24 protein-coding genes are annotated in these 24,393 nt (G+C 47.9%); 20 read left to right on the top strand and 4 right to left on the bottom strand.

All coding sequences use genetic code 11. The features are described from left to right. The first annotated feature begins 66 nt into the window (after positions 1–66). The 6 genes from OXN25_18015 (at position 67) to OXN25_18040 (ending at position 7,906) form a co-directional block, all read left to right on the top strand. Positions 67–2,028: a hypothetical protein gene (locus OXN25_18015; protein ID MDE0426751.1), complete on the top strand. Its 1,962-nt coding sequence runs from the start codon at positions 67–69 to the stop codon at positions 2,026–2,028. A gap of 119 nt (positions 2,029–2,147) precedes the next feature. Continuing rightward, positions 2,148–3,206, top strand: a complete 1,059-nt coding sequence (locus OXN25_18020) for a PorV/PorQ family protein (protein MDE0426752.1) — start codon at positions 2,148–2,150, stop codon at positions 3,204–3,206. Between the two features lie 221 nt (positions 3,207–3,427). After that, on the top strand, positions 3,428–5,050 hold the full coding sequence (locus OXN25_18025; protein ID MDE0426753.1) for a T9SS type A sorting domain-containing protein: 1,623 nt from the start codon (positions 3,428–3,430) through the stop codon (positions 5,048–5,050). A gap of 146 nt (positions 5,051–5,196) precedes the next feature. Continuing rightward, positions 5,197–5,436, top strand: coding sequence for a hypothetical protein (locus OXN25_18030; protein MDE0426754.1), 240 nt, complete (start codon positions 5,197–5,199; stop codon positions 5,434–5,436). Next, positions 5,424–5,759 (top strand): type II toxin-antitoxin system PemK/MazF family toxin, encoded by a 336-nt coding sequence (locus tag OXN25_18035; protein MDE0426755.1) that lies wholly within the window; start codon positions 5,424–5,426, stop codon positions 5,757–5,759. The genes OXN25_18030 and OXN25_18035 overlap by 13 nt, the downstream gene beginning before the upstream one ends. 275 nt (positions 5,760–6,034) lie before the next feature. Beyond that, positions 6,035–7,906 carry a hypothetical protein gene (locus OXN25_18040; protein ID MDE0426756.1) on the top strand — a complete coding sequence of 624 codons (1,872 nt, stop codon included), beginning with the start codon at positions 6,035–6,037 and terminating at the stop codon, positions 7,904–7,906. A 23-nt stretch (positions 7,907–7,929) separates the two neighbouring features. Here the strand turns inward: OXN25_18040 and OXN25_18045 are convergent, their stop codons facing one another. Further along, positions 7,930–9,123 (bottom strand): mandelate racemase/muconate lactonizing enzyme family protein, encoded by a 1,194-nt coding sequence (locus OXN25_18045; protein ID MDE0426757.1) that lies wholly within the window; start codon positions 9,121–9,123, stop codon positions 7,930–7,932. 2 nt (positions 9,124–9,125) lie between these two features. Next, a complete protein-coding gene (locus tag OXN25_18050; protein ID MDE0426758.1) occupies positions 9,126–9,629 on the bottom strand; it encodes a hypothetical protein in 504 nt (167 codons plus the stop codon). Between the two features lie 283 nt (positions 9,630–9,912). Here OXN25_18050 and OXN25_18055 point away from each other — a divergent pair, with 283 nt between their 5' ends. The 8 genes from OXN25_18055 (at position 9,913) to OXN25_18090 (ending at position 16,999) form a co-directional block, all read left to right on the top strand. After that, positions 9,913–10,566: an LON peptidase substrate-binding domain-containing protein gene (locus OXN25_18055; GenBank protein MDE0426759.1), complete on the top strand. Its 654-nt coding sequence runs from the start codon at positions 9,913–9,915 to the stop codon at positions 10,564–10,566. A 94-nt stretch (positions 10,567–10,660) separates the two neighbouring features. Next, positions 10,661–11,272: a CDP-alcohol phosphatidyltransferase family protein gene (locus tag OXN25_18060; GenBank protein MDE0426760.1), complete on the top strand. Its 612-nt coding sequence runs from the start codon at positions 10,661–10,663 to the stop codon at positions 11,270–11,272. 44 nt (positions 11,273–11,316) lie between these two features. Beyond that, positions 11,317–12,237, top strand: coding sequence for a phytanoyl-CoA dioxygenase family protein (locus tag OXN25_18065; protein MDE0426761.1), 921 nt, complete (start codon positions 11,317–11,319; stop codon positions 12,235–12,237). Between the two features lie 22 nt (positions 12,238–12,259). Continuing rightward, positions 12,260–13,129 carry a phytanoyl-CoA dioxygenase family protein gene (locus tag OXN25_18070; protein ID MDE0426762.1) on the top strand — a complete coding sequence of 290 codons (870 nt, stop codon included), beginning with the start codon at positions 12,260–12,262 and terminating at the stop codon, positions 13,127–13,129. Between the two features lie 20 nt (positions 13,130–13,149). Next, the gene (locus OXN25_18075; GenBank protein ID MDE0426763.1) at positions 13,150–13,509 is read left to right on the top strand and encodes a hypothetical protein; all 360 of its coding nucleotides are present in this window, start codon (positions 13,150–13,152) and stop codon (positions 13,507–13,509) included. Between the two features lie 39 nt (positions 13,510–13,548). After that, a complete protein-coding gene (locus OXN25_18080) occupies positions 13,549–14,928 on the top strand; it encodes a sulfatase (protein MDE0426764.1) in 1,380 nt (459 codons plus the stop codon). Positions 14,929–14,964: 36 nt separating this feature from the next. Then, positions 14,965–16,200: a hypothetical protein gene (locus tag OXN25_18085; GenBank protein ID MDE0426765.1), complete on the top strand. Its 1,236-nt coding sequence runs from the start codon at positions 14,965–14,967 to the stop codon at positions 16,198–16,200. Then, positions 16,190–16,999, top strand: coding sequence for a sugar phosphate isomerase/epimerase (locus OXN25_18090; protein ID MDE0426766.1), 810 nt, complete (start codon positions 16,190–16,192; stop codon positions 16,997–16,999). The genes OXN25_18085 and OXN25_18090 overlap by 11 nt, the downstream gene beginning before the upstream one ends. A 24-nt stretch (positions 17,000–17,023) precedes the next feature. On the opposite strand, the gene OXN25_18095 is transcribed toward OXN25_18090, so the two are convergent. Beyond that, positions 17,024–18,970, bottom strand: coding sequence for a hypothetical protein (locus OXN25_18095; GenBank protein MDE0426767.1), 1,947 nt, complete (start codon positions 18,968–18,970; stop codon positions 17,024–17,026). Positions 18,971–19,100: 130 nt separating this feature from the next. Beyond that, entirely contained in the window at positions 19,101–19,862 is a 762-nt protein-coding gene (locus OXN25_18100; protein ID MDE0426768.1) for a hypothetical protein, read from the bottom strand. 92 nt (positions 19,863–19,954) lie between these two features. Here OXN25_18100 and OXN25_18105 point away from each other — a divergent pair, with 92 nt between their 5' ends. The 6 genes from OXN25_18105 to pgeF all read left to right on the top strand — a co-directional run bounded on the left by OXN25_18105 (position 19,955) and on the right by pgeF (position 24,254). Next, on the top strand, positions 19,955–21,145 hold the full coding sequence (locus tag OXN25_18105; GenBank protein ID MDE0426769.1) for a Gfo/Idh/MocA family oxidoreductase: 1,191 nt from the start codon (positions 19,955–19,957) through the stop codon (positions 21,143–21,145). Between the two features lie 157 nt (positions 21,146–21,302). Then, complete coding sequence (locus OXN25_18110) at positions 21,303–21,515, top strand: TatA/E family twin arginine-targeting protein translocase (protein ID MDE0426770.1); 213 nt, start codon at positions 21,303–21,305, stop codon at positions 21,513–21,515. A gap of 27 nt (positions 21,516–21,542) precedes the next feature. After that, positions 21,543–22,364, top strand: a complete 822-nt coding sequence (gene tatC, locus OXN25_18115; GenBank protein ID MDE0426771.1) for a twin-arginine translocase subunit TatC — start codon at positions 21,543–21,545, stop codon at positions 22,362–22,364. After that, positions 22,364–23,137 (top strand): hypothetical protein, encoded by a 774-nt coding sequence (locus tag OXN25_18120; protein ID MDE0426772.1) that lies wholly within the window; start codon positions 22,364–22,366, stop codon positions 23,135–23,137. The genes tatC and OXN25_18120 overlap by 1 nt, the downstream gene beginning before the upstream one ends. A gap of 41 nt (positions 23,138–23,178) precedes the next feature. Next, on the top strand, positions 23,179–23,502 hold the full coding sequence (locus tag OXN25_18125; GenBank protein MDE0426773.1) for a cupin domain-containing protein: 324 nt from the start codon (positions 23,179–23,181) through the stop codon (positions 23,500–23,502). Continuing rightward, the gene (gene pgeF, locus OXN25_18130; GenBank protein MDE0426774.1) at positions 23,499–24,254 is read left to right on the top strand and encodes a peptidoglycan editing factor PgeF; all 756 of its coding nucleotides are present in this window, start codon (positions 23,499–23,501) and stop codon (positions 24,252–24,254) included. The genes OXN25_18125 and pgeF overlap by 4 nt, the downstream gene beginning before the upstream one ends. Positions 24,255–24,393: the final 139 nt, after the last annotated feature.

Genomic DNA, 24,393 nt, shown 5'->3' on the forward strand with positions numbered 1-24,393 from the left:
GCTTTTTAACGATTGAAATACTGCGAGGACAACGGACGCAGCAGCCCAGAAGCAATAATAAAAAATATGGAAAAATTAGACCAACAAGACCAGCGTCGTGGGTCTGGTGTTACATGGCGTGCTATACTTATTGCCATCTTTTTAATCCCACCCAACGTCTTTTGGGTTATTGAAGTTGAATGTGTCTGGCACTCCGGACACCCAACGACCATCTCCCTATTTTGGAATGTCGTCCTTAACATCTTCTTCCTGATTTTGATAAATCTTTTCCTAAAGCGTGTCGCCCCGCGCTCTGCACTAACGCAGGGGGAGATGATTACGATCTATGCCATGCTCTCTATCGCATCCGGCTTGGCAGGTCACGATACATTAGCCCTAACGATCCCTGCACTCCCGCATGCATTCTGGTTCGCCACAATCGAGAACGATTGGGCGGACATGTTCCACAGCTACATTCCACAACACCTCGTTGTCGCCGACAGAGAGATTATCCGTGGCTTTTACGAAGGGAACACACCCTTTTACAACGCCAAAATTGGCGGCGCATGGATCATGCCGACTTTGTGGTGGACCTCGCTTATTATTGCCCTTGGAACCATCATGATCTGCATAAATGTGCTAATTCGGAAACAGTGGACAGAACACGAAAAATTGGCGTACCCGATCATCCAACTCCCGATGGCAATTACAGAAAGAGGCGGTGCCGCGCAACTCTTTCGTAGTCGCATTCTATGGTATGGGTTTATCATTGCGGCAGTCATTAATATCTGGCACGGTTTGGCACACTTCTTTCCAATACTCCCGGATTTCAGCGTTCGCCATAATGCGCGTAACTGGGGCAGAGTTTTCACCGAAAAACCGTGGAACGCCGTCGGTAATATCCCTGTTCCGCTCTACCCGTTTGTGATCGGCTTAGGGTTCCTTTTACCGCTCGACCTCTCCTTCTCTATGTGGTTTTTCTATTTGTTTGAGAAAGCGCAGAGAGTTGTCGGCAGTGCTCTCGCAATCCCAGCCCCTTTCCCGTATGGTAGTGAACAATCCATTGGAGGATGGATGGCAATTTTTGTCATCGCTCTCCTTGTAACGCGTAGGCACCTCGTAAATGTCGTGCGTACAATCTTGGGTATGCCCGGCGGGATTGACGACTCACAAGAGCCTATCCGTTACCGTACCTCACTCCTGCTAATCGTTATTGCAAGCCTTTATATTATCTGGTTCTGCCTGAAGGCAGGCATGACACTTCCAATTATTCTGCCGTTCTTCGCCTTCTTCTTCGCTATTTCGCTTGCCATTACGCGTGTTCGCGCGGAACTTGGCCCCCCCGCACATGAGATGGCGGGGATGTGTAACGCCCAACAGTTCCTAATTAATATTCTGGGAACGCGCCGCATTGGACCGAACAACTTGACAGTATTTCCCTACTTCTGGTTCTTTAGTGGACGTGGCTATCGCGAACACATCATGCCACATCAACTTGAAGCCTTCAAAATGGCAGAACGTGCAAACATGAACACAAAACGTCTGGTACTGGCGATGGTTATTGCTGTTGTCTTCGGATCTCTCGCATCATTTTGGGCGACGCTCAGCGAACTCTATCGTCTCGGTGGCGCAATCACAGGCGCAGGTGGTGGCATCGGACCATCGGTCGGACATATCGGGCAATTCGGTTGGCTTGCCGGTCTATTTGCCTTTCCGCGCGACCCAGACATCCCCGCTATGTCCTTTATGGCAGGAGGTATGGGTTTCACCTTCTTCCTCATGGTCATGCGAATGCGTTTCATCTGGTGGCCCCTCCATCCAGCAGGCTACCCCATCTCCATGACAGGGGGTGTCGGCTATTTTTGGAGTTGCTTGGTTATTAGTAGTTTCCTCAAGTGGATGGCACTCCGATTTGGAGGACCGGGCACTTACCGAACGATGGTCTTTTTCTTCTTTGGTGTTATTCTCGGTGAATATTGTGTCGGTGCCTTCTGGAGTGTTCTAAGCGTTATTATTCGTGAACCTATCTACGACTTCGCACCGGGCTAAAAAGTTGCAAAGTGTGCTAAAGTGCCTAAAATTGATGTGTCGCTCGGATAACAACTTGCAAACTTTAGCCTTACTTTTAAACTTGCAAACTTTACCTTGCCGATAACCACTTAGAATTTATGATAAAATTTCGACTGATTTATTTTTTTATTTTAATAGCAAGCCTCATACCAGCCACAATCACTTTTGCAGCGGACGAAGGTGCCCATGCCGCTGAGTTCCTCAGTCACGGTGTTGGTGCCCGTGCACTGGGAATGGGAGGCGCGTTTGTTGCTATCGCTGACGATGCAACGGCTACTTACTGGAACCCTGCCGGACTTACCAAAGTCAAAAAACATAGCTTCTCCGCTATGTACTCCGATACTTTCAGCACCGGAGATGGCAGTTGGCTGAGCAGAGGTCTGGTTACCTACAACTTCCTTAACTACGTCTATCAAATTGAGGACATCGGTAGCGTCGGTCTGAGTTGGATCCGACTCGGCATTGACGATATACCGCGCACGACCTTTATTGACGTTAACAACAACGGCTTCCTCGGTGATTTTCAGGACAAAAACGGCAACGGTATCAAAGAAGAAGGGGAACCCTATATCGATAAGCCAGAAATCGCCGAGTATTTCAGTAATACCGATAATGCGCTGCTTATCTCCTATGCACGTCAAGTCCACCATAAGGTAGCCGTCGGCGGTAATCTTAAACTTCTCAACCAATCGATTTTTGAAAATAGCGGAAACGGCTTTGGCATTGATATCGGTTTGATTGCAGAACCCCACGAGGGTTTACGCGTCGGTGCAATGTTATTAGACGCAACAGGCACCCAGATACGTTGGGACACTGCAGACACACCGACGTTCACCCGTACGCGTCGATTCCGACTCGGTACGGCTTACCACTTTACGGTGCCACGTCTTGGTCAGGGGACCATCGGTGCAGACATTGAAACCGACCAAGCTGACCTGGAGGTAGGTGGCGGCGGAGGCGGACTTGTGCCACGTATCGGTGCGGAATATTGGCTCTTTAATATCGTCGCGCTCCGTGGCGGTTGGAATGGACACGGACTTTCTGCGGGTGCCGGGCTCCATTTACGGGTAAATGCGATGTCGTTTTTTATCAACTACGCTTTTAATACCCACACTCTCGGCGGTTCACAGCGTATCTCTGTTTCTGGGGAATTCTAACTTTAACAGGACTTACGCAGCGTGCTCTTTTGTAGCATAGGAGACCGTTGGTTTCCTGTGCACTGAAAACGTCTCTGTTTTTGAGAGTTTACCCGCTAACGGAACGTCATATCGTCAAAATTACGTAAACCCTGTGTAGTATAAATAATCCAAGATTCCACTTTGTAGCATAACCTGTTAGGTTGTGCCACTTCCTGCTGAATAGGAAAAGAGACGACTCGATGAAAAATAGATGCTTTTCGATTTTACTGATTGGGTTTGTGATTTTTGTTTTGCCATCAAATACCTTCGCCCAAGACGACCCGCAGTGGCACCTGCCCGAGGGTGCGAAAGCGAGACTCGGTAAAGGAGACATAAATGAGATAACGTATTCGCCGGATGGCACACTTTTGGCAGTAGCGAGTAGCATCGGTATCTGGATATACGACACACAGACCGGTGAAGAAGTTGCTCTGTTTGTCGGACATACGGGTTGGGTCCGGAGTGTAGCGTATTCGCCCGATAGCAACACCCTCGCTTCGGGAAGTGCGGACAATACCATCCGTTTGTGGGGTGCCTGGACAGGCACACACCTCCGAATACTATCAGGACATACGGGTTGGGTCCGGAGTGTAGCATTCAGTCCAGATGGCACTACTATCGCATCGGGAAGTTCGGACAATACCCTCCATTTGTGGAACACACAGACAGGCACACATTTACGAACACTATCAGGACATACAAACCGGGTCTATAGCGTAGCGTTTTCCCCGGATGGCACTACTATCGCTTCAGGAAGTTGGGATGGCACGGTGCTGCTGTGGGAGTTGGTTCCCTCTCCTACATCGAATGCGATACTCAGTCTTTCACCTGCCGCACCACAATCCCCGGCTACCGGACAACAACTGACCCTCTCCCTCAAAATCGCGGACGCTGAAGACATCGCAGGTTACCAAGCAACAGTACCATTTGACATCTTTGCACTCCGATACATTGAGAGTATGAACGGCGATTACCTACCTGCAGGTGCGTTCTTTATTCCACCTGTCGTTGAAGGCAACACCGTGACACTTGCAGCCTCCTCACTCGCTGGTGAAAGCGATGGGGACGGCACACTTGCAACGATTACGTTTGAAGTCATTGCCGTCAAAGCCTCCACCGTCCGATTAACCGATGTGCTACTGACAGACCGTTCCGCTGGAAGTTCAACGCCGCAGATAGAAAACGCTGAGATTTCGGCACCTCCACAACTGTCCACGGATGTCAATAAAGACGGTATCGTCAACGTTATTGATCTGACCTTGGTTGCTGCTAACTTCCGGAAGACTGGCGCAAATGATGCGGATGTCAATAATGATGGGGTTGTCAACGTCATTGACTTGACGCTTGTCGCTGCAGCATTCGGTAATACCGCAGCCGCACCGGAAATTTGGAGTCTTCCGCCTGAGGACCCACCGACAAGCACACAAGTGAAGCAGTGGCTAAGTCAGGCACGGCAGATGAACCTGTCGGACACAGACTTCCAACGGGGTATCCGCGCCTTGGAACAACTTTTGGCAGTGCTGACCCCGAAAGAGACAGTCCTTCTGCCAAATTACCCGAACCCATTCAATCCGGAGACCTGGATCCCTTACCATTTAGCAAAGTCGACAGGGGTGACAGTGAACATCTATGCAGCAAACGGGGCAGTCGTTCGCACATTCGCTTTAGGACATCAGGTGGCGGGTGTGTATCAAAGTAAAAGCCGTGCGGCGTATTGGGACGGTAAAAACGCACTCGGTGAACTTGTCGCAAGCGGCGTATATTTCTATACGCTAACGGCAGGCGATTTTAAGGCGACTCGGAAGATGTTGATACGGAAGTAATTTGACCTGATACAATTGGGGTCCGTTAGGTCGTGGGTACTTTGCTAGAAAATAGATGAAAAGATTGGTATATTTTCTGCAGAAAGTGGTATAATATTCTCAGTTTGGGAACTTAATCCTTTTATCACAAACATAAAGGATAAATAATGGAACATCAAGTCACACTCAACATTCCGGATGCTGTCTATCAACGCGCTCACCAAATTGCAGAAAGGCAAGGTGTCAAATTAGAAAATGTCCTTGTTGGCATCTTGCGGGCATATTGGTCTCCTACCAATGATCTTTTGACTGAAACAGAGAAGCTGGTAGCTATTGCACCAAGCATAGAATCAACAGATTGGTGGGATGTTGAGGGCGATAAGGAGTGGGACGCATGGACACCCTGAAATCCGCAGATGTAATTATTGCTGATTTTCCGGGAGTTACAGGCGTTAAAAGACGACCAGCAGTGGTTATTTCAACCGTAGATTACCATACCACTGTTGGAGACGTGATTCTTGGAGCCGTAACAACGAATCTAAGGATTGCAACTACCCCCACAGATCACTTGATTGCTGATTGGGCAGAAGCAGGTCTACGTAGACCCAGTGCCTTTAGGAGTTTCCTTATAACACTCCCACAGAGCAAAATCTTAGCAGTCATTGGGTCCTTATCATCCTCAGATTGGCAAGCAGTGAAGGCGTGCATCCGCAAAGCAATATCAGTATGAATGCTTTAGAATTTAGTATCTCCGATTCGAGAGTCCAATTTTCGAGCATTCCAACAAGGGTTAGAGACCTAGTGTTCTGTCAACTTTCAAATGATGGGAACCCCAGTTCGTAGTAGTGCGATTTATCGCACGTCAGAAACGGGCAATGAATTGCCCTACTACGAACTACCTGTCAGTTTAGATGTGACAGACTACTAGTTGATTCCGTACTTTCTTAAGCTGAGCTCATGGCATGTACGATAAACATCTTTATATCTCCCAGAACGAATTTTTACATGCAATTTAAATATTTATGCGCTACTCTAATCTTTTTATTCCGTCTTTTGTACCCAAGTTTTGCGCAGCAGCAACCCATTGTCCTGAGGCACGGTGGTACTGTCCAATCGGTGGCGTTCTCTCCAGTCGATAATACCCTTGTCGCCAGTGCCGGTGGACATAATACCATCAAACTGTGGAACTTACACCAGAATACCGTCAAAGCACTCACGGATCATAAAGCCAAAGTCAATTTGGTCGCATTCTCTCCAAATGGCAAATTGCTCGCAAGTGGGAGTGAGGATAGAACCATTAAAATATGGGATGTCTCACAGTGGGAAAATATTGAGATCCATGAACCTGTTACCGTCTACATGCCTTATCCAATCCAAACAGTTGCATTCCATCCGTATGGGCAACTTCTTGCTGCCTCCGGTAGACATGTAAAATTATTAGATATAGTCAATCAGACCGAGAGTGCGCCACTTAGACACAATGAGTGGGTCTGGACACTCGCTTTTTCACCCGATGGAAGGTACCTCGCCACAGACGATGGCATAAAAACCACTGTGAAAATTTGGGACACTCAGCAGAAACAAATTACCGCTATCTTAGAAGGGCATACTTCAGACATCAACTTTGTTAAGTTTTCTTCCGACGGTCAGACGTTAGCGAGTTCCTCATGGGGTGGAGAAATCATACTGTGGGATGTTTCAAATTGGGAACGCCTTCGCACGTTTCATACCAATGGAACGGCTGCTATTGATTTCTCTCCCGATAGAAGCATTCTTGTCAGTGGCGGGTCAGAAGAAGTAAAACTCTGGTCTATTGACAGTGGTGAAAATATAGCCACACTGTCAGGTCACAGAGATTGGGTTAGAGGCGTTGCTTTTTCCCCGGATAGCAAAACCATCGCCAGTGGTGGTGAAGGGGGTATGGTTCACGTCCAGAACGTTAAGCGTCTTTTAGAATTAAAGGGTCAACGAAACACTGTCCGCCTCATCTATTTTCTTCCACGTGACCGTTCTCCTCAACCCGACATAGACACCAAATTAGATAAGTTGATTAAAGATGTTCAACAGGTTTACATGAATCAGATGGACTACTACGGGTTCGGCAGAAAAACTTTTCAGTTTGAAACCGATGCAACCGGTAAAGCCGTCGTACATCGTATGATAGGTAAGTTCAAGGATGAATACTATCACGATAAGTCTAACGCAGTTTGGGACGAAATAGATGAACGCTTCGACACATCACAAAATATCTATCTTGCCGCCTTAGATATCAGCACTGACCTCCTTGATGGATTTGCGGCTGGTTTTGGGGGGCATAATGTATCTGGTGGAACAGCACTTATTCCAGCCGCTCGAGAATATTTTGGCAGCGACTTAGGAGTTGCTATAACTGCTCATGAACTCGGGCACGCTTTTGGATTGGTACACGACTATCGCAACAATCTGAAGCCGTGGATAGATTTATACACGACTGACCCTATGATTACCTCCATTTGTGCCGCCGGGTGGTTGGATGCCCATAGCTATTTCAATACCAACAAGACCTACTTTAATGAACCGACAACCATCGAAATGTTGTCGCCTGTCGGAGTTTCCTCATCCAACCCCCATCTCCGCTTCAAAATAGCCGACCTTGATAGCCTCCACCAAGCACAATTATTCTCTAAAGTTGAATATGAAAACACACGTGAATTTAGTATACTTGGCTGTAAACCCTTAGATGGGACGAGCAGCATTGTCGAATTTGTCACGGACCAATTGACACTGACAACCAAGTCTGTAACGCTTCGGGTTATAGATGCGTATGGAAATTTCACAGAGAAGGCGTTCCCGATCCATACTTCCACTCTGCTGCCTGTGGATGTGAATGTGAAATAGTTAACATTTAAATTGAGAGACATCTACAGGCTTGTTTGTTCAAAAGCCGCATCCGTCCCTACCTCAATCCGCACTGGTGCTAAATACGGACGGATGGCTTCCGTATCCACACGCACACCGAGTCCCGGAAATTCTTTTATCCGAACCATCCCATCGGCTTCAACAGGAAACGGGTCTGCTATCAAGCACTGCGATAATTCTGAGCCCGCTGCCGGATATTCTAATAGCTCGAAATCAGAGTTCGTTGCAAACACATGAAGTGCAGCAGCGAGGCTTAGATGGCTTTTGAACGTGTGATTGACGTACTGAATATCGTGCCGCTCTGCAAGTCGACGCACCTGAAAAGATGGCATAATTCCACCGATGCGTCCAGCGTCAATCTGCACGAACTGGATCCCCCCATGCACAATCAAGTCTTCAGCCATTCGATAGGTGTTTGATCCTTCACCGGCGGCGATCGGGACGCTTGGACCTTTTTGTGTCAGAGCACCGTAGGCATCAACGGCATCGGGGGCAAGAGGCTCCTCTAACCACGTCGGAGAAAACTGCGCAAAGGCTTCAGCACGTCGGTAAGCCGTTTGGTGATCGGTTCCCCAAACAACACCGGCATCAATCATAATTTGGGCATTCGTTCCCATGCCTTCGCGCGCCGCACGCACAAGCGCGATGTCATTTGCTTCACCGAATTTGCCCATCGGTCCCCAACCGAACTTCGCCGCACGATACCCTTGTTCACGCAATCCTGCGGCGATACGATAAGTTTCCTCCGGTGTGTCCCCGAAAAGGACAGAGGCATACGGCAGTTTAGGATATGGTGTGTCAGATGTTCCTGACATCTCCGCAAGCAGCCGGTAAACGGGTTTTTCCAACCTCTGGCCAACAAGATCCCACAGAGCAATCTCAGCACCACTATAGGCATGCTCTATCTGTTGAATGTCCAATCCGTTTCGTAGTGTCTTTTCGCTCAACTGAACCACATCGTCGGGACTCTCAAGCGTCTCACCAATCAACGAAGTACGGATATTGATGATATTGCCGTGGGACATCGGGCAGCAATAGACAGCAAGACTTACCAAAGGCGAAGCATCGCACTCTCCCCACCCTTCAAGCCCAGTATCCGTGCGGACCCGCACCAAGAGTGTATCTTGCGTTCCATCAGCAGCGGTTGTGATGTCAGGCATCCGTAGATAAAACGGATCAACTGCCGTAATTTTCATATTTACCCACTCGCAGGATCCGCCGATTGACCATTATCTTCTTCGGAAACAACCTGTGGCATTGCATCGTCGGCTTGGCTGCTCCGCGCAACCGCCAGAGAGCGCATCACAGAAATGAGAAACCAGCCTAACAATCCGACCCCCGCACCAATACCCATCGCAATCCCTGCGCCTCTGGGTGTGGCGATCTTCTCCAATGTTTCTTCGTCTAACTCACACGAAACACCTTCAATATGTCTGATGGCAATCGTCCGCCTGTCACCATCTTCCACATACTCAATAGCGGGTGCGGTGTTACTATCTATTTTGATATCGGCACTTCCCGAAGGCGTACGAAGTTCCACTGTGTTATCCGCTTGCTCATTTACCCAATGGGCTTTTAATCCTTTTATCCCCTCCGCATCGCGAATCGGTTCTACTCGCGTCCGGAATAGTACACCACCTAACAGATTAATGGTGATGTCTTTAGACTTTACCAAAGCGTTTCTTAAATTTTCTGAATTCACGGTACTCTCCAATCGTATAATACAGTTTACACGAGACATTTGCGAACATCTATTTCGGTTAAACGTATTATAACGAAAACCCACCGGAATGTCAAGACTCGGGCTACTTGAGAAAAAAATCTTGACGAATCACACATTTTGTGCAAAAATATATACAGGTTTGCGATTAGAAACAGGTATTTATTAAATACACAACGAACACGGGTGTATACTAAAACTACGATCAACAGTCCAATTAAGTCCATTTCGCTATATCAAACATCCTGAGAAGAGGAGTTTTCAGATGCGGACCGATTCACACACGTCTAACGAACGCCAGATTCCGCTTTTTCCATTACAAGTTGTCTTGTTCCCCGGTGGACTTTTACCACTACATATTTTTGAGCCGCGTTATCGCACAATGGTCAAATTTTGCTTGGAACATGAGTCTGAATTCGGCGTTGTACTCATCAAAGAAGGCGAGGAGGTGGGCGAAACCGCCACGCCCTATGAAGTCGGTACAGCTGCTCGTATCCTACACGTTGAACATTTGGACGATGGTCGTATGAATATTATCACTGCTGGTGAATATCGGTTTCAAATCTTAGAAGTCCAAGAACACCTTTCCTATCTTACGGGTCGTATACGGATGTTAGACGATCCGGATACCGAAACCGAAGCAGTATCAAAATCACTAACCACAGAAATCGAAGAACTGTACAACGCATACGAGGCACTATCGAGTCGATTAATTTTCGGATGGCAACCACTGGAAGAACAACCCGAGGACCCAAGAGAACTCGCCTACCAGGTCGGCATACGTTTGCGCATTTCGTTGGAAGAAAAACAGAATTTACTGGAGATAATTCCGTTAGAGAAACTCCTCACACGCGAAATTGAAATTCTGACAAACCAAAACCGACGGATCGCTTTTCAATTGGCAGCAAAAAATAATTGACACCCTCAGAACAGAATCAAGCACAGTCAGTAGGTTTTTATATTTATACAATCATTTCCACAGCGTATCACCCCATCTGCGATCCGACAACATAATGGCACTAAAGGCTCCTATTCATCAATTCACCGAAACCCAATCAATTCAGATTGAACTTCGGGATTTCCTCTACATCAGCAATATTCTGTCGGTGTCCCGTCTTATCACGGTGCCTTTTATTTTTTACTTCATTTACCGTGAACAGTGGATATACGCAATTATTTGTGGTGCTATAGCCGTTACTACAGATCTATTAGATGGTTTCTTCGCTCGGCGTTTAGAGCAGCACACCCAACTCGGTTATATATTGGACCCAGTTGCGGACAAGCTGGCTCTCTCAGCTGGGATTTTTGCCCTTGTGTTATCAAAGTCCGAGTTTCCAGAGGAAGCATTCGTCATTATTGTTGTCCGTGATGTTTCAATTGTTCTCGGCAACGCTATTTTAGCGTATAAGGCAAAAATGATTACCCGCTCCAATTTCTGGGGTAAATGCACCAGTTTCTTTCTGTCAATTACCATCATGCTTTATCTACTCCGTCCAATAATGCCACGCTTACCGAAGGATATTGAATTTTACAGCCTTTGTCTTGCCCTGATATTTGTTTTTATTTCAACAGCGAGTTACGCGCGGCACATGCTCCGCGTGTTAAAAAACCATAGTCAGCAGTAACTTAGATAGTAGTTTCCAAATCTACACGCAAAAGGAATGTCCTGATGGCTTACAAAGAACTCGTAACGAAGAAACCTTTTATCGTCAACAAGAACTTGGGGAGTGCCGTTGAGGTCGAACCCGAAGAATTGACGCTAACCAACGCAGACGGTGTGCCTGTCAGTGTTCCAACACAAAAACAAAAATACGACTTTGATCGGAACGGCTGGCTTTTGATTCCAAACGTCTTATCAGATGCCGACATCTCGGAGATGCGTGAATTTTGTCAACGGCTTCAGGAATCACCAGAATACATTCCTGAACCAGAACGTTGCACCCTCGGCGGTCCTCTCCAGAGACTTGCCGATCATCCGGTCATTGTCGGATTCCTCAATGAATTCTTGGCATACCCACCCGCGGCAAGTGAAGATTGCTACGGCTTTCGACTGGAGGAAACGACGGCACTTTTCGGAGATACAGCGCTGCCTTCTGAAACTAAATCCGTCCTTCAGAAGGGAAACGGCTTGTTCCGCTTACCCGGTGATTCGCACCTGTATCGATGTGTGCCAGGTCGCGGCTGGAGCGGGCTCACACGCGTCTTATGGGAACTCAATGAAGTTACTGCTGCAACTAATAGCATCCGCTTCATCGCCGGAAGCCACAAAGCAGCGTATCCGATACCAGAAGCAGTGCAGAACCCGAATTCACCGCTTTGGGAGACTTACGAGTGTCCGGCAGGTTCGGTTATCTTTTTCACAGAATCTCTGACACAAACGCAAGTGGCATCCAATGCCGCCGCTCGGATCTGCGTCTCAAACCTATATAACACCGTGGCGAGTCGTTGGTCGAATTGGCTACCTAACGCACAACTTCTCGAAGCAATGCCTCCCAAACGACAGACCCTTTTCCGAGAAACTTACGCAGGTGGCAATGTTATTAATGGCGATTTTAACCGTCGCACATCCGCCTATCCGGCGGAAATCTAAATAGCGTCAGGAGGGAAGTCAGATGGAAAAACAGACGAACAGAAATTTGCAACCTTGGCTCGGTGCCTTACTACCACCAGATACTTGCGAACTGCCTACCCAAAACGCTGACGGTTTAGCCGTTCCCGAACTAACTGTTGAACAACGCTACGCTTTTGATACCCACGGTTGGTTTCTAATTCCCGAAGTCTTCAACGGTTCGGAACTCAAAGAGATGCGCGACTTCGGACACCGGCTGCACCACGATCCGGAATCCATCCCAGAACATGAACGGAGTACGCTCGGAGGTCCGCTTCAGAAACTGATTGATCATCCACTCGTTGTCTCGCTTCTCAACGAATTCACAGCACATCCAGCCGTGACGAGCCCAGAATGCTACGGCTTCACTGTTGAAAGCACAAGCCTCTTTTACCGGACCCCCGGCATGGGAAGATTCGTCCCGCACAACGGCAACGGATTACTCCGTTTTCCGGGGGATGTCCACTACTATAACGCCTTCCCGGGCAAAGGTTACAGTCCACACACCCGCGTTGTATGGGAACTCAACGAAGTGAAAAAAGGGCAAGGTGGAACGCTTTTAGTGACCGGTAGCCACAAGTCGGTTTACACAGCACCGCCGGACATCCAAAACCCCGATTCCGATATTTGGAGTACTTACGGATGCCCAGCAGGTTCACTGCTCTTTTTCACAGAAGCACTCACCCACAGCGCAACAACATGGACGAATACAGAAAACGACAGGATTGCAATTTTCAACCTATATAGCCCGGTGGATAGCGGTTTCGCGAAAGTTTACCAGCCGCATCCAAAACTCCTTACGGAAATGCCATCGCTGCGTCAGACCTTGTTCCGCGACAGATATGTGGTGGACAACACTAACGGAACTCCGTAACAATCCATAGGAGAAAACTGATGGCTGATAACAATTTTAACGAACTCCTTATCCATACCCTAAAACAGATCCACGTCCGCTTGGATCGCTTAGATGCGAAAGTTGATGAGAAAACGGATAAAGATGATTTCAAAGTCCTTGAGGCGAAACTTGACGAGAAAACGGATAAGGCTGATCTCAGACCTATTGAACAACGCTTTGGCGGCATCGAAAATCGGTTTGATAATGTCGAAAGTCGGCTAGATAACGTCGAAAGTCGGCTAGATAACGTCGAAAGTCGCCTTGACCGAATTGAAAGTGGAATTGGAACGATGAAATGGGTAATTGGCGTTGGATTAGCCGCCATAGGCGTTCTCATGGCGGTTTTAAAAATGTTCTGATATGTCCTTTTCGACAGCAATTTCTGAAATGAGGTGCCCATGTCTACGCAACAACCAAACGTTCTCTGGATTTACGGCGAAGATCTTTCTCCAGACCTCGCCTGTTACGGCACGCCTGCCGTGGAAACGCCAAACATCGACAGAATCGCATCGGAAGGTACCCGCTACACCAACGCCTTCGTTACATGTCCGGTCTGCTCACCGAGCCGTTCTGCGTTAATCACCGGGACATATCAGACACACTTTGATGCACACAACCATCGAAGTAATCGGGATAAGCCACTGCGATCGGACATGAGACTCATCACTGACTGTTTTCGGGAGGCAGGCTATTTCACTTGCAACAGTCCAGGACCACCTTACAACCGTCCCGGGAAGACCGATTTTAATTTCCAACGAGAACAGCCTTTTGACGGTATCGACTGGCGTGAACGCGCTGAAGGACAACCGTTCTACGCGCAAATCAACATTCCAGACACACACCGCGTCTTCAAGCCGGATCCAGAGCATCCTATTCCACCAGAGGACGTTGAACTACCGCCTTACTATCCTGACCACCCACTCACCCGAAAGGATTGGGCACTCTATCTCGAAAGCATTCAGATTTTAGATAAGAAAGTCGGACAAATTCTCAAACGCTTAGATGATGAGGGCCTCTCGGATAATACGATCATCTTTTTTATGAGTGACCACGGGCGTGCACATATCCGTTGCAAGCAGTTCCTCTATGACGGCGGCACCCACATACCACTGATCGTCCGATGGCCCGAACACGTTGAACCCAACACCGTTAGTGACGCACTCATCAGCGGTGTTGATTTTGCCCCGACAACGCTTTCCCTTGCTGGTATTGAGATCCCCGATTTCATGCAAGGACAGGTCTTCCTCGGTCCAGACGCAACGCCGCGCGACGCTGTCTTCGCAGCACGCGACCGATGCGATGGAACGGATGACAGAATTCGGTGCATTCGGACACACCGCTATAAATTGATTCGTAACTACCATCCTGAACGTCCATACATGCAATTTAACGGTTATAAGAAGCAACAGTATCCGCTTTGGAGCCTGATGCCGTTGCTTTCGACACGTGGCGAATTGACGCCAGCGCAACAGTATTTCATGCAACAGACGCGTCCGGTTGAAGAGCTGTATGATCTCGAAGCAGATCCGTATGAAACTAATAACCTCGCTGCCGATCCAGATCATGACCCTGTGCGAAGCGAACTTGCCTCGCAGCTCGACGCATGGATGGTAGAAACAGGAGACATGGGCGAAATACCTGAATCTTCCGAGGTCACCTCCTATTGGGATGAAAATATGGCGGAAAGATTCAGACAAGACATGGAAAAACGAGGACTTTCGCACGATGTAAGCGATGCGGATTATGTCGCATGGTGGGAGAATCACTTGCTAACTTGAGGTAATCCGAAATCCCACCTAAAATGGAGGCTCCCAATGAACGATATTGTCTATGGACACGGCGATGGATTCCTAACACAAAACGGGCATCGTCTCTTTCCAATCGGTTTCTATGAACTTCCAGCAGGAGACGACGGACTCAGAGATATGGCAGCAGCGGGCGTTAATCTCATTCGGTGCGGCAATCCAGATGCCCTTGATCGTGTCCATGCCCACGGGATGATGGGATGGGTTCCACTCTCTCTCCAGTCCGGCGCGACATCTGAATTTCGGGAGCGCATCCTTAGCCTCGTAGTGCACCCGGCGCTCGCTGTGTGGGAAGGTCCTGACGAGGTCGTGTGGAACTTCACGGCATATAGCGGTCTCTGGCGGCAGGATCGATTAGCGGTTTTTCCGAATAAAGGTGAATGGTGGATGCAAACCCCACTCGCTATCCAATATTCTGAAGAACGCGCTACAGAGATTATGCCAAACATGCATGAGGCAATCGAATTCATCCGCAGTGTCGATCCGCAGAACCGACAGATTTGGATAAATGAGGCGCGCGATAGCGACTTAAAATTTGTCCGACAATACATCAACTCCGTAGACATCACGGGATGTGACGACTATCCGATCCGAGCAGATACCCGACACGCTATACGGGTCGCCGACGCAACGGACAGATGGCGGCAGATTGGCAAAGGGAGACCTATTTGGATGGTTCTCCAGGCGTTTTCGTGGAATGACTTAGACGATGAACACGGTGACATCGCAGCGTTTCCGAGTTTTGCTGAATCACGACTCATGGCGTATGTTTGTATTACACATGGTGCCAGAGGCATCTTGTACTGGGGCTCCAATTATCTCAAATCTTATGGACATGAAGCGTTTCGGAAATCGCTTTACGCCCTAACGAGCGAACTCGCGGCACTTCAACCCTTTCTTACAGCACCGGTCGAACGGTATGTTACAGTGCAAGTGACTGACGACGGACGCACTGATATACCAGAACCTACTTCAATACGTGGCGTAAGCATTACCGCACGTAGAACCGGACGAGACTGGCTCATTATTCTCGTTAACGAGGATCCGCATGCCCACATGGGGGTTGAAGTCGTCGGGTTGGATGCCCTAAATGGCACTGAGTTTGTAGAACTCTACGGCGATGAGAAAACCGCTGTATCCGACGGTGGACTTGTGACGCGGATGCAGCCCTTTGAAGTCAAACTCTTCGCAACACACCGAAAATGGGAGACGAATCAACGGGAGGGTAGAGATTTTGCAGAATAAAATAAAAAAACGATTCGGATTTGACTCGCCAAAGAATAGACCGATTGAAGAATCGATCCGATGGGCTGCTGAAAATGGGTTCGGATATATTGACTTCCAAGCCGATGTCCCACCGAACAACATCGCTTCATTTGACAACGCCCGCGTCCGTACAGTCCGAGAGTTGTGTGAAACACATGACATCGTCATAGGTATCCATCCATCTTCAGCAATTAACAACGCTGAATACACCCCAATTATGTCTGAAGCCGTTGATGACTACCTGTTTGCGAATTTAGAACTCGCGCAACGAATCGGATGCGGTTGGCTCATCGGACACGGTGGGTATCATTTCGGTGATGTTGCCCAACGCCGGGACGCTGCCATTGAACGCATCCAGCGATTGGTAGCACGCGCAGAGGAAGCGGAGATTATCATCTTTTTTGAAAACCACAACCGAGAACCAGAGCATGCCGAAATCCACTACATTCCACATAACGTGGCGGAAACACGCTGGTTTTTCGATGCAATGTCCTCGCCTTACCTGAAGTGGGCATTTAATGTAGCGCATGGACATCTCGTCCCTGAAGGGTGGCAAGGGTTTTTGGATACGTTTGGCGTAGAAAACATAGGGCAGGTCCGCCTCAACGACAATACAGGCGAGTATGAAATCCATCTCGTTCCCGGCGAGGGGACAATTGATTTTGTGGACCTGTTTGCCCAGCTCAAGGACCGTGGTTACGATGGGTGGTTTAGTCTCGGTTTCGGTGATGATGAAGATAAAGTGCGTATACGGGATCAATTTGTTGCGTACCTATAGAAGCGACTTCTGAATTGCGACAAGCTAACGGTAAAACGAATAAACAGAAATCCGCCAAATTAGCCGGATGAGTACCCAGGTGCCACCGACAATGAACTGTCCGAGTATCAGCCCTAAAAAGAGGGGAAGTACCTTATGATAAAGACGGATGCCGCCAAATCGTAAAATAAGATTCTTGATTGCCCAGCTAATCAATACGGAAAACCAGAGCCAACCGAATGTCCACATACTACTCGCTACGGCGTAACCCGTAGGGTGAAACGGGAACATCGGGAAACGGGTGCGCAACCACCACAAAAATCCCGTAAACAGAAACCCGACCCCCATAAACGCCACTGCCGGAATATTTGTTTCTGTCGGATAATACAACCATGATCGGAGTAGATTATAACCGCCGCTTCCCAAGCCTGGATTCGCGCCGATATTATAGGAGACGACCAGATATGCCCAGAACGAAGCAAGGATGCCAAAAAAGACACCACACATAAGTGCGACGACCATCCGTCCCGTTCGCATATTTGCGACTTCCACGAGCTTAAAAGCCTCCAGTGTATGCGGCATCGGATGCGCTCGATACCCACGATTAAAAGCGAAATAGAGCGACATCATCGTTAGACTCGGCGGTGGAATCATCCGCGAACCGAGTGAGTCGATAATAAATTGGCGTGGGTTCGCCACAAACATCTCATGCGTCGGGGGCCCTACCTCAGCGCGGACGCGTGTAATCCCCAATGCGAGAAGATAATAGATAGCAAAATACAACGCGATCATCCAGACTGCCATTCCACCGCGATGGGAAAAAATAAAAAGAAAAAGCAGACCGCCTATCAGTCCTGCCAGGGGCCACCGATAATCCGTAGTGTCTTGCATCTCAGGTGGAAGATTCTCATCTCTCTTTCCTATTAGACCCCTGAACATGGCATAAAAATGCCTACGCCCACCGTAGAGTCCAAAACAGGCGATAGCCAAATACGCGCCCACCCCTTGCGGTCCATCGTAGGGGAATGCGGGTAATATCTGCAGCCCCATCGCGCTACCCAAGACACGCTCTCCCTTCCAGAACAGGTAAAAAAACCAGAGGGAAAACGACATTTCCAACGGCATCAAGAAAGCAAGACCGACACCGAACGAGAGAATATAGACAGGGGTCCACCCTATTGCACTCCACGGTTTCTCAGTGAAGTAGACACCGAGATCTGCCTTACGCACGGGTATCTCTGGAAACGTTGGAAAGAATGCGTGGATACCGTTAATCAGGTCGATACCGCCCGCAATCGCGAAGCCTGCCCACAGCATTTTGTTTTTAAAAAGCCGTCCGTCAGTGTAGGTTAACTCTATGGGCAGGCGAACAATCGGATAGGTAAGCCGCTCCCGATCAATCCACTGTTTACGTAGGAGCAGATCGATGCAAATCATCACCCAAATCAGAACAGAGAGAAAAATAGTCCACCATAAAACCGGCTCCCACCACGCCATCAAATACCTTTGCCTATAAAAGCTTGTATCGCCATCATAGAAATCTTGCAACACGGACAAATCGCTAAGCGTCATCCAACCCGGTAGATACCGCCAAAAAAGTTGTTGCCATTCGTTTTCAGGGGTCGCGAACCAGAAACCGTTCGGAATAACTGGCACCACGGTCTGCATCATGTCGTGTCCAGCGATCGCTGAGGAGATGGAGAGGATGACATAGACAGTAAGTAACTCGCCTTGACGGAACGCAAAACGCGGGAGCAGTAATTTGAGCAAGAAATTCAGGCAGGTCAACACCACTAACGTTACCACGACATTGTAAATCAAAGACATCGTCGTCGGCAAAGTACTCCAGAACCGGAGATGGTTTGCCATAATAAAATAAGTGTTTGGTGGAATGAGGATAAGACCAAGCAGAATCGCTCGAAAGGTGACACCAGGGTGGTCAACCTGCGATGTTTCTTGAACGTTTGGCGAATATTTTAACGTGTTTGCCATAGAACGACTTTCCAGACGCCACAGAGTAGGCGCGGTTTTGCGGCGTACCCGCTCCGGTTCATGCCATTAAGGCATTCATACCGTTGATTCTGATTCATGCAACGTGCATTCTTAAGCGCGTTGATCCACATCAGAAACGCATCCGTTTAACCAAAACAGGAAATATTAGAACGGATAACACACTAAATAGTCCGATATTCCATACCCACAAGTTCGTTGGATCTGCCCTAAAAATTGATAAGAGTGCACACAATGGGCTCATCGCTGCCAACACCGGAACCGCCTCAAATAGCGCAGAAGGAATAAAGGGCAAGAAAGTTAGGAATAGAACAAATCCGTAACTTACCGTTTTTGCCGGAATTGAAGAAAACCATAACGCCGCGCCGATACCGAGAAGCGCGAAAAATACGCTACTCACCCATAAGACCGCACCGCATTTCATCCACTGCAGCGGTGCTGAACCGCCTATGTAACTTGAGAGGGCGAAGAACGGAACCGTTAGTAAAATGCCCCATATCGCCCAAACGACAACCCCAAGCAGTTTTCCCGCTAAGACCTTCCAATTCGCCAAAGAGGTCAAGGCAAGTAGGGCACTGTTTTGTCCGCTGGCTCTCAGATATCCACGCTCCATGTCTATTGCCTCAACTCCATGTCTTGGCACCCAAAATTGAAAAACGAAAAGAGCGATAATGAAGAGCATATACGTCTGTTTTCCGACATCAATTGCCCCTGCCTCCCGGCGATGTGCATAAAATTCAACCGTCGCCATAAAAAGCACGAGCGAGAGCGTGCATAAAGTGATAAACTGGATGCGTCGATATTTACGGGAACTGACATAACAGTAAAGGTCTTTAAGGATAATAGCCAACATATTTTTTTTTGGTTGACACATTTTTGTCAAAATGCTATTTTCAATACGAGGCACACGAACGGAACACTACACTTCGCGAGATGCGACACATCTTAGAACTGAGGAGGTCTCTCATGTCCAAACTTAATATCGCTTTAATCGGTGCAGGACGGCGCGGTGCCGGTGCACATCTACCCGTTATCGCTAAACTCAAAGATATCTACAACCTCGTTGCGATTTGCGATATAGACGAAGAGGCTGCAACCCGCTACGCCAAAGAATATGGCGCAACGCCGTATACCAACGTTCGCGATCTCATTGTGCAAGAAGAACTTGATGTTGTTGACGTTACCGTTCCAGGTGTCGCCCATCACGCAATCTGCTGTTTCATGGCAGATGCGGGGGTGCATATTCTCTGTGAAACACCCATAGCCGTCACACTCCCGACAACCGACCTGATGATTGAACGCGCCAAAGCGAATAATGTCAAACTTGAGATAGCTGAAAACTATTACCGTGCACCCCGCGAACGGTTCTTATCAAAGGTGATTGCAGCAGATATTATCGGAGACGTTGCCCGAATTTATCGTATCTTCTATGAGGGCGGCTATCACGGCATGAGCATGCTCCGTCTCCGGGCGGGTGGTGAACCAAAATCGGCACTCGGTATCACACAGACGACCCCCGTAATCCCAATCATTGACAGGATGAAACGGCATCACACCAGCGAAAGATGGAGCCTCGGTTTCATCGAATTCGATAACAACGCAACCGCACTCATGGTGTACTCGAATGTTATCCATGCCCGTTCCTTAGGACGCGGCCAGACAGGTATTTCGCAAATTGATGGGAGCAAAGGCACCATCGTTGGTGAGGATATCTATGTTACGCCCGCAGACGAACTACAATCCGGAGCGAAAGGGGTCCCCTACCGACCCAAGCGCACTACCATTGATGTGGATGGTGTCAACGTGACTGAGGCGATCGAACTGCAACTCCCAGACCAAACTGTCACGTGGGAAAACCCGTTGAAGAACTATCCGCTCTCCGAAAGTCAGATTGCCGTCGCAGACGAGCTGCTCAGCATCGCTACAGCTATTCAAAACGATACAGAACCTGAATATGGTGCAGCACGTGCCAGACAAGACCAAGAGATGAATATAGCGATGAGTGAATCAGGCAACCGCAGCCGAGAAACGCTCACATTCCCATTAACAGCACTCACAACAACCGAACAAGACATCCACGAGAACTATCAACAACAGTATGGACACCCCATTGAAGATATTGAAGCCGGAATTGATACGTTTTTCCCACGTAGGTGACATCATAGCATGTTAGATGAAAGAATTCAAACATTTTTGCCGAACGCGAGAGATGCTTCCTCTACACGAAAAATTACTTGCGGATAGGTCGGCTTTATGATATACTTTATAGATAGGAACAGACTGCCATATCTCATTATAAGGAGGCGTGAAGAACATGGGAATAGGCGGAATGGAGATCTTTGTCATCCTTGTGGTAGCCCTTATCATTTTCGGACCGAAGAAACTCCCCGAAATGGGACGCTCCCTCGGAAAAGCCATCAGGGAATTTAAGAGTGCCGGAACAGAACTCCAAGACGAGCTGACGAAAGCAGCAAATGAAATCGACAAGGACACCGACCCAAACATCAAACCTCCAAAATCGTCCTAACCGCGAATTTCGTGAGCTGTACACACTATGAAAGCTAACGATGTTGCAATGACCTTCTGGGAGCATCTTGAGGAACTCCGAAGGCGAATTATCATCTCTGTTATTGCGATAACCGTCTTTACGGTGTTGAGTTTATCCTTCAGTAAACCAATTGAGCGGGTAATTAAGTTTCCTTTAGAAACTTCCATGAACACCTTGATCGCGAATGCTATTGAGACCACAATCGGTTCTGAAGGTTCAACACTCGGGTTTTTCGCACTCACCTTGCGAGCAGGAAATTCCAACATCGATGCCACACTCATGAAAGTCGGTCCCTTGGAAGGTATCATGGCATACCTGAAACTGGGAATAACCACGGGGATTTTGCTGGCACTGCCGATAATTATCTACCATATCTGGGCATTTGTCTTCCCAGCGTTGAATCGAGAAGAACAGCGTTTCGCTATTCCTCTCTTTTTAATCATTGTTATATTTTTCATTCTCGGTGCGACTTTTGCCTACTTTATTGTTACACCTGTAGTCCTACAATTCTCCGCACAACTACTTCCAGAGTTACCCAACATCTGGGATCTGGAAAAATATATTAACTTCGTAACACGTCTAATTTTAGGATTCGGTATCGCTTTCGAGTTACCCATAGTAATGGCGTTTTTGTCCTATATCGGCGTGATTGACGCACGGGGCTTTCGCGAAAAGCAGAGTTATGCGCTGTTGGGCATTTGTGTCATGTCTGCACTGTTGACCCCCGCAGACCCTGGTTCAATGCTACTCATGGCAATACCGCTCTTTGTTTTATATCAACTCGGTATCTTCTTCGCCTATCTCGTCGAAAGGGAGGCAGAAATATAATGGCTAACGAAGCTTTGCGAGAACAACTCGCCTTGCTTTATCAATTGCAAGAACGAGACTTAGAATTGCTGTCAATCCACCAAAAACTGCAAGACATCCCAGAACAGATCGCGCAGTTAGAGGTAGGAATCGTAAAATATACAAAAGATATTGAAACTAAATCAGCAGAACTTGCCGAAACCGAAAAAGTACAGCGCGCTAAAAACGCTGAACTTGAAATGAACGCCGTACAACGTGAAAAGTATCAGACCGAACAACGAACAGTTGATTCCAATGAGGCTTACAGTGCCTTAGAACGACAGATTGAATACTTAGACAACCAAGACGAAGAAGCAGAAGAGATTATTCTAAACCTGATGGAGGAAAGCGACCGATTGAAGGAAGAATTGGCAGCACTGGAAGTTGAGGCGAACCGGGAAAAGGAGAGAACTGCCACCGAGGTTAAACAACTTCAACAAGGGTTAAGCAGTTTAGAGAGAGAAAGGAATGAAAAACTAAAACAGCGAAAAGCATTTCTTCCCAAAGTTGACAAGGCACTCAGAGACGAATATCACAGGTGGATGAAATCGCGGCTCGGAAGTTCATCTAACACAGCACGAGTGAAAACCGGTTTTGTTGCCTTAGGCAAAAATGGCATTTGCAGCAGCTGCCGCATTGCTATCCAACCGCAGAACCTCAAAGAGGCACAAAAGTATCAAAAGCCCGTTTACTGCTCAAGCTGTAAAAGGTTACTTTACGTCGAACCTGCTACACCCGATAGCCCGTATCCATAAAAAAGACAGACATCTCTACTAATAGGAGGCATTCACAAACAATGCCCTTTTTTGTCATCGATGAACAACCGGAAAAACAAGTTTTTGATGGTGCCAGTATTCGTACCCTTCACGGCGAAAAAATAATGATGTCCTTTGTCGACTTGAAGCCGCATAGTATCGTCGCAGAACACAGCCATCCGCACGAACAGATGGGGATGGTCCTTGAAGGAACGTTTGAACTAACGATTGACGGAGACTCTCGGATACTTAAAAAAGGAGATGCTTATCTCATTCCCTCCAATGTGAAACACAGCGCAAAAGCTTTCGATGAACCCGCGGTTGCACTCGACATTTTCAGCCCACCACGAGAAGATTACAAATGAAGACGTATCACGCAATTGAGGAACTTGAGGCAACCGGCATTGTCACTGCCGGTATCACCCGCCGCCACGGAGGCGTTAGCCGTGCTCCGTACGCCTCCATGAATCTTGCTGAACACGTCGGTGACGATGCAAACGCAGTCGCAACCAACAGAGAAATTTTCTTCAAACAAAGCGGACTCGCAGATCTGCACTATTGTCGACAAATCCACAGCACCTGCGTTATTGATGTTGACCACCCAGCAAGTGCAGTCCTCAAACAACACCCAGAAGCAGACGCGCTTATCTCCGCTCAAACCGGGGTTGCGTTAGGTATATTCACAGCGGATTGTGTTCCTATTTTCATTTTAGACGTTGCGACTCCTGCAATCGGCATTGCCCATGCCGGATGGCGCGGAACCCTGGCACAAATTGCGGTCAATACACTAAAACAGATGCAAACCCGCTTCGGAACGCTTACGACCAACTGCGAAGTTCACTTAGGACCCTCCATTCAAAAATGTTGCTACATTGTCAGCCCAGAATTACTGAATCAATTTACGGAACGCTTTGGCAGCACGATACGCAAGGGGACTCATCTGAGTCTGCAAACCGCAAACACTATCCAATTAACTGAAATAGGTTTACCTGCTGCCGCAATTTCAGTATCTCCATTTTGCACCGCCTGCCGCACAGATCTTTTCTACTCACATCGGGCTGAAGCCGGACAAACAGGCAGGATGCTCTCATATATTCAACTTACGACAAAAAACTAAAAATCGTCCAAGACCTCCGATCCGCGGTTCCAACGAAAAATTTGCATTCCGTGCAAAAATATAGTATTATTAATATAAATATAGCTGACATTTATCAAAGTTGTGGTCCGACTACTAAAAGCGTTGCCTAAGAGCGTAT

The organism is Candidatus Poribacteria bacterium (assembly GCA_028820845.1).
In the GTDB taxonomy this organism is placed as follows: Bacteria; Poribacteria; WGA-4E; order WGA-4E; family WGA-3G; genus WGA-3G.